Origin of the sequence: Geovibrio thiophilus (assembly GCF_004087915.1) — a bacterium.
In the GTDB taxonomy this organism is placed as follows: domain Bacteria; phylum Chrysiogenota; class Deferribacteres; order Deferribacterales; family Geovibrionaceae; genus Geovibrio; species Geovibrio thiophilus.
This window is the reverse complement of record NZ_CP035108.1, coordinates 913,625-928,949: the sequence shown is the minus strand read 5'-3', so window position 1 is coordinate 928,949 and position 15,325 is coordinate 913,625. Positions and strand designations below refer to the sequence as shown.

Annotated in this window: 13 protein-coding genes; 7 read left to right on the top strand and 6 right to left on the bottom strand. The window is 48.8% G+C overall.

Annotated elements, in window-relative coordinates; translation table 11 throughout:
- Positions 1-26: 26 nt before the first annotated feature.
- The gene (locus EP073_RS04325) at positions 27-950 is read right to left on the bottom strand and encodes an AraC family transcriptional regulator (protein WP_128465948.1); all 924 of its coding nucleotides are present in this window, start codon (positions 948-950) and stop codon (positions 27-29) included.
- 205 nt (positions 951-1,155) lie between these two features.
- Here EP073_RS04325 and EP073_RS04320 point away from each other — a divergent pair, with 205 nt between their 5' ends.
- The 6 genes from EP073_RS04320 (at position 1,156) to gabT (ending at position 7,674) form a co-directional block, all read left to right on the top strand.
- Positions 1,156-1,791, top strand: a complete 636-nt coding sequence (locus tag EP073_RS04320) for a flavodoxin (protein ID WP_128465947.1) — start codon at positions 1,156-1,158, stop codon at positions 1,789-1,791.
- A gap of 23 nt (positions 1,792-1,814) precedes the next feature.
- Complete coding sequence (locus EP073_RS04315; RefSeq protein WP_128465946.1) at positions 1,815-2,804, top strand: aldo/keto reductase; 990 nt, start codon at positions 1,815-1,817, stop codon at positions 2,802-2,804.
- 58 nt (positions 2,805-2,862) lie between these two features.
- Entirely contained in the window at positions 2,863-3,918 is a 1,056-nt protein-coding gene (locus tag EP073_RS04310) for an alpha/beta hydrolase (RefSeq protein WP_206617495.1), read from the top strand.
- A gap of 11 nt (positions 3,919-3,929) precedes the next feature.
- Positions 3,930-5,018 carry an alpha/beta hydrolase gene (locus tag EP073_RS04305; RefSeq protein WP_128465944.1) on the top strand — a complete coding sequence of 363 codons (1,089 nt, stop codon included), beginning with the start codon at positions 3,930-3,932 and terminating at the stop codon, positions 5,016-5,018.
- A gap of 56 nt (positions 5,019-5,074) precedes the next feature.
- Positions 5,075-6,211, top strand: a complete 1,137-nt coding sequence (locus EP073_RS04300) for a (R)-mandelonitrile lyase (RefSeq protein WP_128465943.1) — start codon at positions 5,075-5,077, stop codon at positions 6,209-6,211.
- Between the two features lie 116 nt (positions 6,212-6,327).
- On the top strand, positions 6,328-7,674 hold the full coding sequence (gabT, locus tag EP073_RS04295) for a 4-aminobutyrate--2-oxoglutarate transaminase (protein ID WP_128465942.1): 1,347 nt from the start codon (positions 6,328-6,330) through the stop codon (positions 7,672-7,674).
- 94 nt (positions 7,675-7,768) lie between these two features.
- On the opposite strand, the gene EP073_RS04290 is transcribed toward gabT, so the two are convergent.
- The 5 genes from EP073_RS04290 to EP073_RS04270 all read right to left on the bottom strand — a co-directional run bounded on the left by EP073_RS04290 (position 7,769) and on the right by EP073_RS04270 (position 12,877).
- Positions 7,769-8,980 (bottom strand): saccharopine dehydrogenase family protein, encoded by a 1,212-nt coding sequence (locus tag EP073_RS04290; protein WP_128465941.1) that lies wholly within the window; start codon positions 8,978-8,980, stop codon positions 7,769-7,771.
- A gap of 69 nt (positions 8,981-9,049) precedes the next feature.
- Positions 9,050-10,099, bottom strand: coding sequence for a polyamine ABC transporter substrate-binding protein (locus EP073_RS04285; protein WP_128465940.1), 1,050 nt, complete (start codon positions 10,097-10,099; stop codon positions 9,050-9,052).
- Positions 10,100-10,147: 48 nt separating this feature from the next.
- Positions 10,148-10,936, bottom strand: coding sequence for an ABC transporter permease (locus tag EP073_RS04280; RefSeq protein WP_128465939.1), 789 nt, complete (start codon positions 10,934-10,936; stop codon positions 10,148-10,150).
- Positions 10,933-11,841 (bottom strand): ABC transporter permease, encoded by a 909-nt coding sequence (locus EP073_RS04275; protein ID WP_128465938.1) that lies wholly within the window; start codon positions 11,839-11,841, stop codon positions 10,933-10,935. Before EP073_RS04275 ends, EP073_RS04280 begins: the two co-directional genes overlap by 4 nt.
- Before the next feature lies 1 nt (position 11,842).
- The gene (locus EP073_RS04270) at positions 11,843-12,877 is read right to left on the bottom strand and encodes an ABC transporter ATP-binding protein (RefSeq protein WP_128465937.1); all 1,035 of its coding nucleotides are present in this window, start codon (positions 12,875-12,877) and stop codon (positions 11,843-11,845) included.
- Between the two features lie 533 nt (positions 12,878-13,410).
- Here EP073_RS04270 and EP073_RS04265 point away from each other — a divergent pair.
- Entirely contained in the window at positions 13,411-15,174 is a 1,764-nt protein-coding gene (locus tag EP073_RS04265; RefSeq protein ID WP_128465936.1) for a sigma 54-interacting transcriptional regulator, read from the top strand.
- Positions 15,175-15,325: the final 151 nt, after the last annotated feature.

Below are 15,325 nucleotides of genomic sequence, written 5' to 3'. Positions count from 1 at the left end.
AGAACGGCAAAAATAATGAAAAATGCCTACTCTTCCACTCCGGCAGCCTGCAAACGCAGTGCCACAATGTCTCGTACCGGTGGCGCTCCATACAGCCGGCTGTATTCACGGCTAAACTGAGAGGGGCTTTCGTAGCCGACTTGAAACGCTGCTGAGGCAGCATCAATATGCTCGGTCAGCATCAGTCTGCGGGCTTCCTGCAACCGCAGTTGCTTCTGGTACTGCAAAGGGCTGAGTGCCGTCATACTGCGAAAATGGTGATGAAAGGTTGAGGTACCCATATTCGCCATTTCAGCCAGATCATTAACTCTTAATGGCTGTGAAAAATTTGCTTTAAGCCACAGCACTGCCCGGGCAATCTGCTGGCTTTGGGTACCGGTCACTGCGAGCTGACGCAGCCTGATCCCCTGTTCACCTACCAGTAACCGATAAAAAATCTCACGCTGAATGACCGAAGACAAAATAGGAATATCTTGTTTTTCGTCAATAAGATCAACCAACCTTTGAAAAGCGTTGACTAACGGAACGGTCAAGTCACCTGTAGCCATGCCTCTGTCAGTTTTATGTATCAGAGGCGGAGGCAGCTGGCTGTCCGCCATCAACTGGGATATGTTTCGATAGTCAAAAGTAAGCCTGAGACCTAAGTATGGTTTCTCGCGGCTCGCCTCTGTAACCTGTGCAATAACGGGAAGGTGTAATCCGGAAAATAAATAATGTCTTGAATCATATGTGAATATATCACCGCCTAAACGCACTTGTTTAGCACCCTGCGCAATCAGGCAGACACTGGGTTCATACATTCCGGTGACCGGACAGGAGGGTTCAATTCTTCGAAAAAGCGACAAACCGGGAACATCCGTTGTGCGCAACTCTCCCTTTTCAGTTAATCGGGCAATGCTTTCTGCTAAGTTATCGATTGTGAAATCTAACAAAATATTACTTTTTTCCACAAGCTATCCCCTTTTTCCAACCTTGATGAACTGTACTAAGCTATCCGTTCATTCACTAAATTTCAATATTATTTATAACCTCACAGAGAAACAGGCAATGAACAGACAGCATTGGTCTACCTGTTTTTTGTGTAAGCTGTTAGCTTTAATAACGGGAGCAGACTGAATAATGGATGCGTATGTACAATCGCAAGGAGATATGATTATGAGAACGCGCCTTAAAGGAACCTCTTTAAAACCGTTTAAACTAACCCGCAGGAAGTTTATCGTCCTGCTGACGGGTTCAATATTGATCCCCGCGTTTGACATTAACGGTTCTCAGGCATCTGCCGAAGCTGCGGAGAATGAATTGGCTTCCGGTTCGCGGATTCTGGTGGCTTATTTTTCCCGAAGCGGCAATACCCGTGTTGTAGCAGGTCAAATTAAACGCGCATTGAATGCAGATCTTTTTGAAATCCTGCCAAAAAACCCTTATCCAGAGGATTATAATGAAACAGTCGAACAAGCACTGCAAGAAAAAATAAGCGGCTACAGACCTCCTCTGAAAACACTTGTTCCCGATATAGACTCATACGATACCGTTTTGCTCGGCTTTCCCGTGTGGGGAGGAAGCCCGCCGGCAGTGATCAGAACATTTCTTTCGGAGCATAATTTATCAGGGAAAAAACTGAGACCCTTCATAGTATACGGTAAATACGGTACTGGAAGCAGTGTCGCAGTACTCTCGGAACATGCACCGAAAGCAACGCTTCTCAGCGGATTTTCAATGCAGGGTGAACAGGAGAAGGACACATTGGCTCAGGTCAGTGACTGGCTGAAGAAGGAAAAAATTGACAGTTAATATATTTTAAAGAGGGAAAAACTATGCAAAAACGTCAGCTTGGAAAAAACGGACCGGAAGTATCAGAAATAGGCTTCGGATGTATGGGGCTGAGCTACGGTTACGGAACCGTTACGAACAAAAAAGAAGGGATTGAGCTTATAAGAGCCGCATTTGAGAAAGGCGTCACCTTTTTTGACACGGCAGAAGTTTACGGACCCTTTATAAATGAGGAGCTTGTAGGCGAGGCGCTTGCGTCTGTGCGCGACAGGGTCGTTATAGCTACCAAATTCGGCTTCACTTTCGGAGACGACGGTAAGCAGCAAATCCTGAACAGTCGTCCGAAACATATCAGAAAAGTAGCCGAAGAATCGCTGAAAAGACTTAAAACTGATGTCATAGACATTTATTACCAGCACAGGGTCGATCCGGATGTGCCTATCGAAGATGTAGCAGGAACGGTAAAAGACCTGATCGCAGAGGGTAAGGTTAAGTACTTCGGACTTTCAGAGGCGGGTGCGGATACCATACGCAGGGCTCATTCGATTCAGCCTGTGACCGCACTCCAGAGTGAATACTCCATATGGTGGCGCGAACCTGAAAAAGAGATAATACCAGTCCTTGAGGAACTGGGCATAGGTTTCGTTACCTTCGCCCCGCTCGGCAAAGGCTTTCTGACAGGAGCCATATCCGCAGATACTAAGTTTGCCGGAGAGGACTTCCGCAGTACAGTGCCCCGCTTCGCTCCGGAAGCGCTTAAAGCAAACCAGACTGTTGTGGATGTGCTCGGCGAAATAGCTGAAAGTAAAAGAATAACACGGGCGCAGCTTGCCATCGCGTGGCTGCTGTCTAAGAAGCCGTACATAGTTCCTATCCCCGGCACCACAAAGCTGCACAGACTGGAAGAGAATCTCAGCGGAGCCAATATCAGAGTGACTCAGGAAGACTTGAAAAACATAGACGAAGCCTTTGCAAAGATAACAGTAAAGGGTGACAGGTATCCTGCGCACCTGCAAAAGCGTGTTGGACGCTGAGTTGAGGCTCAAAATAAGAGGCGAGGTATTAAAAATGCAAAAAAACGGAGGAAAAATAATGTTAAATTTAAAAGCCATATTTTTGTTGCTGGCGGCAACAATTATTTCACCGGAGGCAGCAATTGCCGCAGACTATAAGCTTAACCAGTTTACTCTTGTTTATGAAGGAGCTATCTCCAAGAACGTAAAAGGCAAAGTTAATATTCATCCGGTCACCTACAAGCTTAATGGCACAGCTATTTCTGCCAATGTCTACACTCCTGCCGACTACAGCCCCAGCAGCAAGTACCCAGCGGTGGTTGTGGCCCACCCCAATGGCGGCGTAAAGGAGCAGGTCGCCGGGCTGTTTGCTCAGCGTTTGGCTGAACAAGGATACATCACCATTGCTGCGGACGCTGCGTATCAGGGTGCCAGCGGCGGTCTGCCCCGCAATGTGGATAAGCCTGCAAACCGGATTGAAGATATTCGGGGGATGGCTGACTTCATCACTCAATATGCGGGAGTGGATGCCGGTCGTTTAGGCTTACTGGGTATCTGCGGCGGTGGCGGATATTCCTTAAGCGCCGCTCAAACTGATAAACGTTTTAAAACGATCGCCACTTTGAGCATGTTTAACTCGGGTCTGGTCAGGAGAAACGGCTATATGGACTCGCAGTTATCAACCATACAGGAGCGCTTGCAGCAAGCCTCAGACGCCCGCGCGCAAGAGGCCGCCGGCGGCGCGGTTATCTATGCTGCCGACACCAAGCTGACTGATGAACAGATTGCCAAACTGCCGTTTGATTTATACCGCCAAGGCTTTGAATACTACTGGAAGACTCACGCTCATCCGAATTCAACTTTCAGATACACCATGAGCAGTCTCCTTGACTTAATGAATTTTGACGCAACCAACAACATGGATCTGATCAACCAGCCACTGCTTATGATGGCAGGCAGCAATGCCGATTCGCTGTACATGACTCAGGATGCCTTTAAAAAGGCTGTCAATGCGAAAAACAAAGAATTATTTCTGATAGACGGTGCAACCCACATCGAAACCTATTGGAAACCGCAGTATGTGAACCAGTCTATGGAAAAATTAATCCAATTCTTTGGTAATACACTGAAATAAGGAGATGAACCATGAACATAAGTTTCAAAAAACTGGTAGTTGTTCTCATGCTGACTTTCGTCAGCATGAGCCTCTCCGCATGCGCAACCACAGAACACAGCGGTAAAACCGCACCAATTATCCTCAAAGAGCAGGGAAGCTTTGCCGCTGGCGGTTCAGTGGTCACCAACCCCGGAACATTCAATCCTGTCAAAATGACTCCCGAGGGGCAAACATTTCACGGAGATCATGCTTACGTATTTTACCAGATTCCTGAACAAGCCCGCAGACTGCCTCTCGTGTTCTGGCATGGCTTCGGACAGTTCTCAAAGACATGGGAGACAACACCGGACGGGCGAGAAGGCTATCAGAATATTTTTCTGCGCCGCGGCTACGGCGTTTATGTGCTTGATCAGCCGCGCAGAGGCAATGCGGGACGCAGCACTCAGTCAGTTACTATCAATCCTGTGCCCGATGAGCAGAAATGGTTCAATATTTTCCGTGTGGGAATATGGCCTGAATACTTTGACGGAGTACAGTTCCCCCGCGATCAGGAATCACTGAACCAGTATTTCCGCCAAATGACACCGGATACCGGAACAATAGATATAAATTTAAACTCGGATGCAGTCGCAGCGTTGTTTGAAAAGATTGGTCAGGGCATTCTTGTCACCCATTCCAATAGCGGAGGCATGGGCTGGCAAACAGCTATAAAAAGCTCCAATATTCGCGCAGTGGTCTCATATGAGCCCGGAAGTAATTTTGTTTTCCCCGAAGGCGAGGTTCCCGCTCCGAAAGCCAGCTCCGGCGGAACCCTTGGGGCTATTGGGATCCCCTTGTCCGACTTTATGAAATTAACCAAGATCCCGATTGTTATTTACTACGGTGATAACATTCCGGAGAAGCCGATTGAAAATCCCGGTCAGGATCAATGGCGGATACGCTTGGAGATGGCTCGCCAATGGGCAAATACAGTGAACAGTCACGGAGGTGATGCAGAAGTGGTACATCTGCCGGAAATAGGTATACATGGCAACACTCACTTCCCGTTCTCTGATCTGAACAATATTGAAATCGCAGATCTTATGTCGGACTGGCTAGTTGAAAAAGGACTGAACTGATACTTTTTCAAAAAAACTGACTGCCCCGAACCGCCAATTTAATAGAGGAAAGCATTATGAATACTTTCAAAAAAAATATACTGACATTGCTCGCCGCGATATTTTGTGTTACCGCTGTCTCTGAAGCCGCGGCTGAAACCAACAAGGGCTTAAATGCACGTCAGAAAGCGACAATTCCAATTGCGGCTTTCACTGCCACAGGAAACATGCCGAAGCTGGAAACAGCCCTTAAGCAGGGGATGGATGCGGGACTGACGGTTAATGAAGTTAAGGAAATACTGGTGCATACATATGCTTATGCAGGCTTTCCCCGTGCCTTGAACGGTATTAATGCTTTCATGGCTGTTTTGGAAAAACGAAAAGAGCAAGGGGTAAATGACAAAACAGGCAGAGAGGCAGCTCCTATGCCCTCCGGTTTCGATAAAACAACGTACGGTCATAATATCAGAAACTCTCTCGCCGGTTTTGATATGTCAAAACGTACAACCGGTTATTCGGCTTTTACCCCTGTCATTGACCAGTTTTTAGTGGATCACCTTTTTGCCGACATATTTTATCGGGATGTGCTCAGCCATCAGGAACGGGAATTGGTGACCATAAGCATTCTGGCGGCAATGGCGGGTACGGAAGCGCAGCTTAAAGGGCACCTCAGAATTTCAATGAATGTGGGGCTGGATAAAACTAAGCTCGAAGATTTTCTTGCTGTGCTCAGACAAGAAGTCAGTGCCGAAAGTGCAGAAAGAGCCGCTGAGACTCTCTACGATCTGCTCGGTGCAGACCTTCCTGCGAACAGGATGAAATCGGCAAAAGTCATCAGAAATGAAAAACCTGCGAAGGGTTCAGTAAATTATTTCACAGGCAGTGTCACGGTTGAATCCAGATTCTCATCAGAACAGCAGGACGGTTATCAGGGAGGAATCGTAAACTTTGAAGCTGGGGCACGCACAGCATGGCATACCCATCCCTTAGGACAGACTCTGATTGTCATTTCAGGGCATGGTCTGGTTCAGTCTGAAGGAGAAGCTGTTCAGGAAATTCTGCCGGGCGATGTCGTCTGGATTCCGGCGAATGAACGCCATTGGCACGGAGCCGCACCGGACAGCCCCATGTCTCATGTCGCAATCTCAGCACCTCTCAACGGTTCGACGGTTCAATGGATGGAGCATGTCAATGACGGACAATACGGTTACTGAAAGATGATAGAGAAAGGCTGATATAAATAATAAGGACAACACCCTCTCTGGAACATCTGGCACTCTGCTTGCTTAGTATCAAGGTAAGAATAAGTGTTCTTTTAAAAGGAGGAGCAATGTTAAAAGGTACCGAACTGGCAGCAGTTGTTTCAGAGCAAAGCGGCAGGACAGCGGCTCTCATAAAAGCTAAATCGGAATATGTTGCAGAGGGGATCTCAAGCTCTGTGCCTATCTTCATAAAGCAGGCGAAGGGAGCGGTGATAGAGGATATAGACGGCAACCGCTATCTTGATTTCTATTCCGGAATAGGCGTAACCACTGCCGGACACTGTCCGGACTCAGTTGTGGACGCTATAAGAAATCAGGCGGAAGCACTTCTGCATTCATGCTTTATGGTTTCAATGTATGAGCCTTATGTCAAACTGGCGCAGAAGCTTGCGGAAATAACTCCGGGTGATATGCCCAAAAAGGCAATGTTCGTAAACAGCGGAGCGGAGGCAGTGGAAAACGCTGTCAAAATCGCCAGAGCATACACAGGGCGTCAGGGTATAATATCCTTTGAGTCGGGATTTCACGGGCGAACGCTCCTCACCATGAGCCTTACCAGCAAGGTTAAGCCGTACAAGCACGGCTTCGGTCCCTATGCGCCTGAAATATATAAAGTCCCCTTCCCCAATGTTTACAGGGGTCAGCTTCACGTCTCCGAGGATGAAGCCTGCAGGGCTTACCTTGATTATTTTGAGCGTTTCTTCGTAGCCGAGGCTGATCCCAGCCATATAGCGGCAATAATACTTGAACCGGTGCAGGGGGAAGGCGGTTTCAATATCCCGCCCAAAGGATACTGGAAAGGTCTGAGAGAAATTTGCGATAAACACGGGATCCTTCTGATCGCGGACGAAGTGCAGACAGGCTTCTGCCGCACCGGAAAAATGTTTGCCGTCGAGCATTTTGATGTGGTTCCGGATCTTATGACTCTGGCTAAGTCCATCGCCTCAGGAATGCCCCTTTCCGCTGTTGTAGGCAAAAAAGAGATAATGGACTCAGCCGGCGCAGGCAGAATAGGCGGAACATACGGCGGCAATCCCCTTGCGTGCGAGGCGGCTCTTGCCACCATCCGCTTTATGGAGGAAAATGATCTCGCTTCCAAGGCGCTTGCCATAGGTGAAAAAATCATGGCAAGGCTTAAAAAGCTTCAGGCTGAGTTCCCGCAGATAGGAGATACCCGTGGTCTCGGCGCTATGATAGGCATCGAACTTGTGAAGGATCCCGCCGCCAAGGAGCCGGATAAGGCTTCTGCGGCGGCTGTAATAGCCGAATGCGTCAAACAGGGGCTTCTGATAATCGGCGCTGGAATCTACGGAAATGTTATCCGCTTCCTGCCCCCTCTGGTGCTGACTGACGGACAGCTTAAGCAGGCTATGGACATATTTGAAACTTCCGTGCGTAAAGTGCTGAAAAAATAAAACCTGAAAAGCCCCGAACCTTCAAGGTTCGGGGCTTTGTTTTTTAAAACCGGACTGCCGTGTCATCACAAGCGTGTGCGGCGGACACTGCACGTCAGCTCACATATTCATCAACTGTGATGCTGAGCTTCCCGAGTTCTCTTAAAACATATTTTCTGCCTTTTTCATCAAGCTGCTCCGGCACTATCACTCCGTTCTCTTCACACAGATCCTCAACCATGAGAGACGCAAAAACCGCGGCGCACTGACCTGTGGAGTATGATTCATGAGTCATTTTCGCTTTGCGGAACGCCTCCTCAAGCCCGGGGAAGTTGGTATAGCTGTCTATCTGAACACCTTTTTCCCCGACCGAGCCTTTGACACGCACAAGGAAAGCGCCTTCGTCCTTGATAATTCCCTTATCTATCACAGCCTGAATCTCATGCTCATAACGGGGAGCACGGGGAATAACCTTCATAAGCACATCAAACGGGCTGACTTCCACCCCTTTTACCTGAACAGTATCTTTATTGAGTATACCTGCTTTGTACAGATATTCGGACATCTCAATCTGAGGACCGCCGTACTTGAACTCTATATCCTTTGCGCCTTTCAGCACGGAATCAGCCAGAAGCCCCATGGTCACAGGCTCGTCGTGTTCATGGTCAACCATGCGTATCTCTTTGTCTATGCCCCGAAACTTCATATACACAGGGCGGCTGAAAGGGGTGTCCGTAACAAACTTTCCGTCTTCATAGCGGAAGGTTCTGTACATCATATCGCCCAATGCCACCTCAGGCGACCACCAGAATGGGACAAAGTGACTGCTGATAAATCCGTCGTAGAAATAAATACCTATGAAATCGCACTTATCAAGTTTTTCCACGGATTCACGGACAATAACATTGGCAAGCCCGGGAGCAATGCCGCAGCCCACAAGAGCCAGAAGCCCCTTTTCACGGAAACGCCTGCTCCACTCATCCATGAGCCATCTGTAGCTTTCCACAAATCCTATGTCCTCCATGGGACCGGAGAGATCCATATAGTCTGCTCCCGCTTCAAGCGCTGCTTCCATAACCTTAAGGTTGTACGCAAGCGGCAGCCCGTTGATAATCAGGTCACATCCTTCCGCTGCCGCGATAACAGACGTAAGCTGATTAGCATCGACCTGCTTCCAGTCCGCCTTGGAGAGAGTTTCCCCCATGTGCTCAGCAAGAGCGCCGTCGTAATCCGCACATATAATCTTTTCAACTTCGGGGTGGCTGTTAAGGTGCTTGGCAATGGTGCTGCCCTGTGCTCCGAGTCCCAGAACCAGAACTTTTTTCATAAAATGCTCCGTAATTAAATTATCAGAAATAATCCGGCTCCCCGCAGCGGGAAGCCGGCAATTATATGCTTAACGTGACTTAACGTAAGTCCACGCCTCATCGTAAAGACGCATAGCGTTGCCCACGTCTATGATAGGGTTAAGTTTTTTCATAACATCATCGCTGGGGTAAATGCCGGTGTTCTCACGCTGTTCCTTTTCAATGAAGGGAAGAGATGCCTGATTAGGAGTGGCGTAGCTGTTGTAGTTGGAGAGCTCGGCGCCTATTTTGGGATCAAGTATCCAGTTGATCCATTTATGAGCCGCTTCGGGGTTGGGAGCCTTTGCGGGAACCGCCATAACATCGACCCAGAAGTCGCCGCCCTGTTTGGGTACCACATAGCCGAATTTTTTGGGGTTTTCCAAAACCTCACGCATGGCATCGCCGTTGTAGACTATAGCCACATCAGCCGTGCCTGCCACTACATCATTCTTGCCGCCCACGCCTGTCTTAAAGCCGAGGCAGTTTTTGCTGTTTTTAACTTTTCTGAGAAGATCAGCGGCTTTTTTTATGTCCTGAGGATTGGTGGAGTTAACGGGAAGACCGAGGTAGCAAAAAGCCTGATTAAAGCTGCTTCTTATGTCGTCCATGAGCCAGAACGACTTTGCCTGCTTGGCGGGATCGAAAACTATTGACCAGTCAGCGGCGGCGGCATCGGTTACGTGCTCCTTGTTATACATAACGCCTACTGTTCCCCACTGCCATGCGGCGGAGTATTTGTTGTCCATGTCATCGGAAATTTTCTTAAACTGCGGCATAAGGTTTTTAAGGTTCGGTATTTTGCTGTGGTTTATGGGCTGAATGAGCTTAAGCCCTTTCAGTATGGGCAGTACGTACATTGAGGGAATAATAATGTCATACTGGCTTACGCCGCCTGCCTGAAGTTTCGCGAGCATGTCCTCATTGCTTTCATAGTTGTCGATGATAACCTTGATACCTGTTGCGGCTTGGAAATCAGCGGCAAATTTCGCTTCGTCCATGTACTCTGACCATGTGAAAATACGCAGTTCATTTTTCGCGGCGGAGGCTATGCCTGTACAAAACAGAAACAGCACCATCAGTGCGACCAGCTTTCTCATAATCTGACTCCTTATTATTTTTATTCCCGAAGGCAGAGGCTTACGGGTTTACTTCTTTCTGGAAAATCTTTCAGCGAGAACAACAAGCACAACTGTTACAAGCACGATAACGGTGGACAGCGCGTGGATCTGCGGGGTTACTCCCCTTCTTACGGCGGAGTAGATGTAAATGGGCAGGGTCTGCGATGTAGGACCGGAGGTGAAGAAGCTTATAACGAAGTCGTCCAGTGAAAGAGTGAATGCCAGCATGCTTCCCGCCACTATGCCGGGCAGAAGGAGAGGAAGCATCACTTTTCGCATGATGTACCAGTTGTTCGCGTACAGATCACGCCCCGCCTCAAGGAGGTCTGTGCCTATGGCGACAAGACGGCTTCGCACGATGAGAGCAACAAAGGCTATCTGGAATGTGATGTGACCTATGATCATGGTTGCCATGCCCGGTTCAAATATGCCCGAATACGCTCTCAGTATTGCGAAAACAACAACCAGCGAACCTGCCATTACTATATCCGGTATAACCACAGGGAAATGCAGAAGCAGATCAAGAGCGCTTTCCGTGCGTTTTTTCCAAGGGAACTGGGTTATGCCTATGGCAAGCAGTGTTCCGAGCACTGTGGATACTGCGGTTGAGACTATGGCGAGCACAAAGGTGTTTTTCGCCGCCTCAAGAATATATTCATTGCTGAAAAGACTTATGTACCACTTGAAGGTAAATTCCTTCCATACCCAACCGTATCTGGCGGAGTTCACAGAAAAAATCGCAACCCCTATCAGAGGCAGGTAAAGCATGCCTATGGTGAAGATTGCGACTGACGCTAGTACAGGGTGTCTTTTCATGCTATGTCCACCTTAGTTCCTTTGCGCCTGTAAAGTCTCATGGACAGAAGAGTCAGAAGCATCAAAGCCATGCTTATGGCTGCGCCGAAGGGCCAGTCTCTGCTTGTGCTGAACTGCTGCTGGATAAGGTTGCCCACAAGCATATACTTAGCCCCGCCCAGAAGATCCGGCACAACGAAAGTAGCCATGGCGGGCACAAGGGTAAGTATTATACCCACAGTAAGCCCCGGGGCTGTCTGAGGGAGAATAGCCTGCGTGAATATCTTAAACTTGGAGGCGTAAAGATCCTGCGCCGCCTCCACAAGCGTCCAGTCCATGCGTTCCACGCTGGCGTACAAGGGCAGAGCCAGAAACGGCAGATAAGTCGTTATCATCCCCACGTACACGGCAAACGCACCCGGGTAAAGGGATGTTCCGTCCGGTATCAGCTTAAGAAAAGCGGCAAGCTTCGCAAACGGCAGCTCAGGCGACATAAGCAGAATCCATGCGTATGTGCGGATGACCATATTTGTCCAGAAGGGAACAATAAGGATTGTGAGCCATATGAAGCGTGTTCTTTTCGGGCGTGAGGCTATATAAAAGGTAAGAGGATATGACAGAAGAACAGCTATAAGCGTTGTAACGCCCGCGACCACGACAGAACGCCCCAGAATAAGCAGATAGTCCGGCGTCCAGCCGAAGGTGCTGAACCCCAGAAGCCTCTTGTAGTTTTCAAGGGTGAATCTCCATATTACCTCACCGTAAACCCCTCTCTCGGCAAAGCTCAAAGCGATAAAGATCAGCGACGGCAGAATAAGAAACGCCAGAAGCCAGAATGTTCCGCTGGAAAGAAACGAAGACCCGCGCCTTCTCAGTGCGTTTGCGGTGGTCATTTCACCATGCCAGAGGATCCTTTCATTCTTCATGTCAGTCCTCCAGAACAACAAGTTCGGTGGGAGGAAGTTCCAGCCACACTTTATCGCCTATTTTGAAGTGCTTAAAGGCGTTTGTTCTCACACGAAGATTTCCCGGGCTGAGAGTGAGGTCAAAATTTGAGCCGCGGTAAACAATTTCCTGAACAACGGCGTGCACCCCGTTTATCTGAGGCTGATCGCCTATTTTTATCCATTCGGGTCTTATGGCGATTAAGCCTTCTTCCCATTCAGGGGGTTTGTCCAGCGCGAGAAATCCCGCCTCAGTCTGAACGCCGCCGTCCACACGCTTGGATTTCAGAATGTTTGCGGCTCCCAGAAACTCCGCCACAAAGCGGTTGCGGGGATAGTCATAAACCTCTTCCGCGGTTCCGCACTGAACAATCTCGCCTGCGCTCATAACCGCTATACGGTCACTGCACACAAGGGCTTCCGCCTGATCGTGAGTTACCATGATGAAGGTGGTTCCCAGCTTGCGCTGGAGGCGTCTCAGCTCCTCCTGGACCTGATTGCGGAGCTTGGCGTCAAGCGCGGACATGGGCTCGTCCAGAAGAAGTATTTCAGGCTCGTTGACTATGGCGCGGGCGATTGCCACACGCTGTCTCTGCCCGCCGGAAAGCTGATCGGGCATTCTGTTTATCAAGGCTCCCATCTCCACCAGTTCAAGCGACTCGCTCACACGTTTGCGTACATCGTCCTCACGCACCTTTCTTGAGCGGAGCCCGAAGGCAACGTTGTCAAAAATAGAAAGATGAGGAAAAAGAGCATAGCTTTGAAAAACCGTGTTGACGTGTCTTTTGGAAGCGGGGAGCGAGGTAATATTCTGATTATTAAGAATTATTGAACCGTCGCTGGGTATTTCAAGACCGGCGATAATACGCAGGAGAGTTGTTTTTCCGCAGCCGGAAGGTCCGAGCAGCGTGAAAAACTCACCCTGACGGACTTCCAGATCTACACTTTTTAATGCTGCAACTTCGCCGAAATCTTTATAAACGGCGCATATCAGAAGATTTTTGGCATTCCTGTTCAAGACTGCACTTCCCCGCCCGAATGATATAAGTCATCAGGCTATAATTAGCAAAATCGTGAGTAAGTGTCTGCCCGCTACGAAAAAAAATAATAAGTGGTATTCAGCCGATCCGTTATGTGCTTTCTGTGTGACAACGGCAGAGTTCAGCCACTTAGTTTTAAGCACATTGCATGCCACAAAGAAAAAGCCGTAAAAATGAAAGCATGCTTATTTCCATGTTCGGACGGCGGTTTGCCGGAGAATGAAATTAACCATGTTTCACACGGGTTTTCTCTGCTCTGTCCGTCTGTTTAACATGCTTTGCGTTATCGTAATATTTTCCGCGCGGAAAACGGGCAGCGCGTTTTGCGTATCCGCAGATTAAAAAAGGAGCGGAGGAAGCAAGAAGTATATTGACGAAAATGATTCCACACTGCATCATTGATGTAAAATTGCATCACAAGGGCTCTAAACTCACGAAAATACGGGCAAAACGTTTTATTTCGCAATATCTTATTACAACAGAAGCTTTTTTGCCCGCTCCGGAGATAATCATGGACAACAGCGAACGGCGCTCCTTCTCGGATAATTTTGAAAATACCGGCAAACTCCATCTGGAGGCTTTTCATAAAACACAGGTGGATATAGGCGGCGACGGCGTTATAACTGTTGACCTCAACGGAACCGTGATTCTTGCGGATATGGTGACAAAAAATAATCTGGATATATTCCCCGGGCACCTCCTCTGCAACCATTATCCTGCGCTGTGGGAAGTGGTTCAGACTGTTCTGAAAAACAAAAGAGCCAAAACCGAAATACACATAAACAAGGGAGAGCTGGAGTACACGGTCAATGTGCGCCCGATCTTCGCTGAATCCGACGTCATAGGCGCAGTGTGCATATTCAGCCCGAATACCGAGCTTGAAGCCGTCTCAAGAGCGATGCAGAGCTTCAAGGAATTTTCCAGAGAGCTTTCCGCCATCCTTAACGCAACATCCGAAGGTCTTACAGTGTGCGATAAGGACGGGGTTATTCTCCGCATAAACCCCGCCTCCGAGAGGATAAGCAACCTGAAGTCCGGAGAGGTCGTGGGGCTTCATATAGCGGATCTTCTGGACGCAAGAATGCTGAAGCAGTCTGCGGCGGCAAGGGTGCTTAAGCATAAAGAAGTGGTAAACATGCTCGAAATGACCGATGACGGCAGGAAGATCATCAAAACGGGCATCCCTGTGTTTGACGAATCCGGTGAGCTTTTCAGGGTTGTTGTCTCCGAGCGTGATATTACTGAAATAGACGATCTTCAGCGCAAGCTGGAGGAGCAGGCGGCACTCAGCAGCCAGCTCCAGAATGAAATGGTGCAGATGCAGCAGTCTGAGCTTAAGTCCATACAGATAATCGCAAAAAGTCCGGCTATGGTGAAATCTCTCGCCAGAGCGCTTAAGGCGAGCACGTCTGACTCCACCGTGCTTATCCTCGGCGAATCGGGCACGGGAAAAGGACTTTTCGCCGATCTCATACACCAGAACTCCTCCCGAAGCCTGAAGCCGCTCATAAAAATCAACTGCGGGGCAATACCTGAATCCTTAATTGAATCAGAGCTTTTCGGGCATGAAAAGGGAGCGTTCACAGGCGCTCAGGCGGCAAAGCCCGGGTATCTGGAGATGGCTGACGGCGGCACGCTTTTTCTGGATGAAATAGCCGAGCTTCCCCTTGCCTCACAGGTAAAGCTGCTGAGGTTTCTTGAGGACGGAAGAGTTACCCGTCTGGGAGCGACAAAATCAAGATCGCTCAATGTGCGGATTCTTGCCGCCACTCACAGGAACCTTGAAAAAATGGTAGCGGATCGCAAGTTCAGGCTGGATCTCTTTTACAGGCTTAACGTTATTCAGCTTCATGTTCCGCCGCTGCGTGAGCGCAGGGAATGTATTATTTTCCTTGTGCGCCACTATCTGGATCTCTTCAGCGCGAAAAGAGGGGTTAAAAAGCGCATATCAAACGCCGCCCTTGATATTCTGCATTCATACAGCTGGCCCGGAAACGTCAGGGAGCTGGTCAATATATGCGAAAGCATGGTTGTTATGTCCGAGACTGATCTTCTCGGCATTCAGGATCTGCCTCAGAGAATGCAGGGAACCGTTGTTATCGAAATGCTTCCCGCCGGAAACATATCCCTTCAGGAGGCGATGGACTCCTACGAAAGGTCGATATTGTCAAACGCCGTAAAGGAATACGGCAGCCAGCACAAGGCGGCGAAGGCTCTCGGCGTAAACCAATCAACCATCGCCAGAAAGCTGCAAAAGTATAAAATCGAATTATAGCCTCCATCATGATGCAAAACTGCATCATGCTCACGTATTAATCCGCTGAGACTGCCGCCTGTTTTTGCGTAAGGAGACGGGAACGGACAGCAAATCTTTATCTTTCCTCTTATTTATAAACCAAATAGCGCTTATATCAATCCTGATCACT

Coding starts and splice junctions, on each gene's coding strand:
- EP073_RS04290 (WP_128465941.1), bottom strand. CDS start 8,980: ATGAAAAAAGTTCTGGTTCTGGGACTCGGAGCACAGGGCAGCACCATT.
- EP073_RS04315 (WP_128465946.1), top strand. CDS start 1,815: ATGCAAAAACGTCAGCTTGGAAAAAACGGACCGGAAGTATCAGAAATA.
- EP073_RS04320 (WP_128465947.1), top strand. CDS start 1,156: ATGAGAACGCGCCTTAAAGGAACCTCTTTAAAACCGTTTAAACTAACC.
- EP073_RS04305 (WP_128465944.1), top strand. CDS start 3,930: ATGAACATAAGTTTCAAAAAACTGGTAGTTGTTCTCATGCTGACTTTC.
- EP073_RS04265 (WP_128465936.1), top strand. CDS start 13,411: ATGGACAACAGCGAACGGCGCTCCTTCTCGGATAATTTTGAAAATACC.
- EP073_RS04300 (WP_128465943.1), top strand. CDS start 5,075: ATGAATACTTTCAAAAAAAATATACTGACATTGCTCGCCGCGATATTT.
- EP073_RS04280 (WP_128465939.1), bottom strand. CDS start 10,936: ATGAAAAGACACCCTGTACTAGCGTCAGTCGCAATCTTCACCATAGGC.
- EP073_RS04285 (WP_128465940.1), bottom strand. CDS start 10,099: ATGAGAAAGCTGGTCGCACTGATGGTGCTGTTTCTGTTTTGTACAGGC.
- EP073_RS04310 (WP_206617495.1), top strand. CDS start 2,863: ATGTTAAATTTAAAAGCCATATTTTTGTTGCTGGCGGCAACAATTATT.
- EP073_RS04275 (WP_128465938.1), bottom strand. CDS start 11,841: ATGAAGAATGAAAGGATCCTCTGGCATGGTGAAATGACCACCGCAAAC.
- gabT (WP_128465942.1), top strand. CDS start 6,328: ATGTTAAAAGGTACCGAACTGGCAGCAGTTGTTTCAGAGCAAAGCGGC.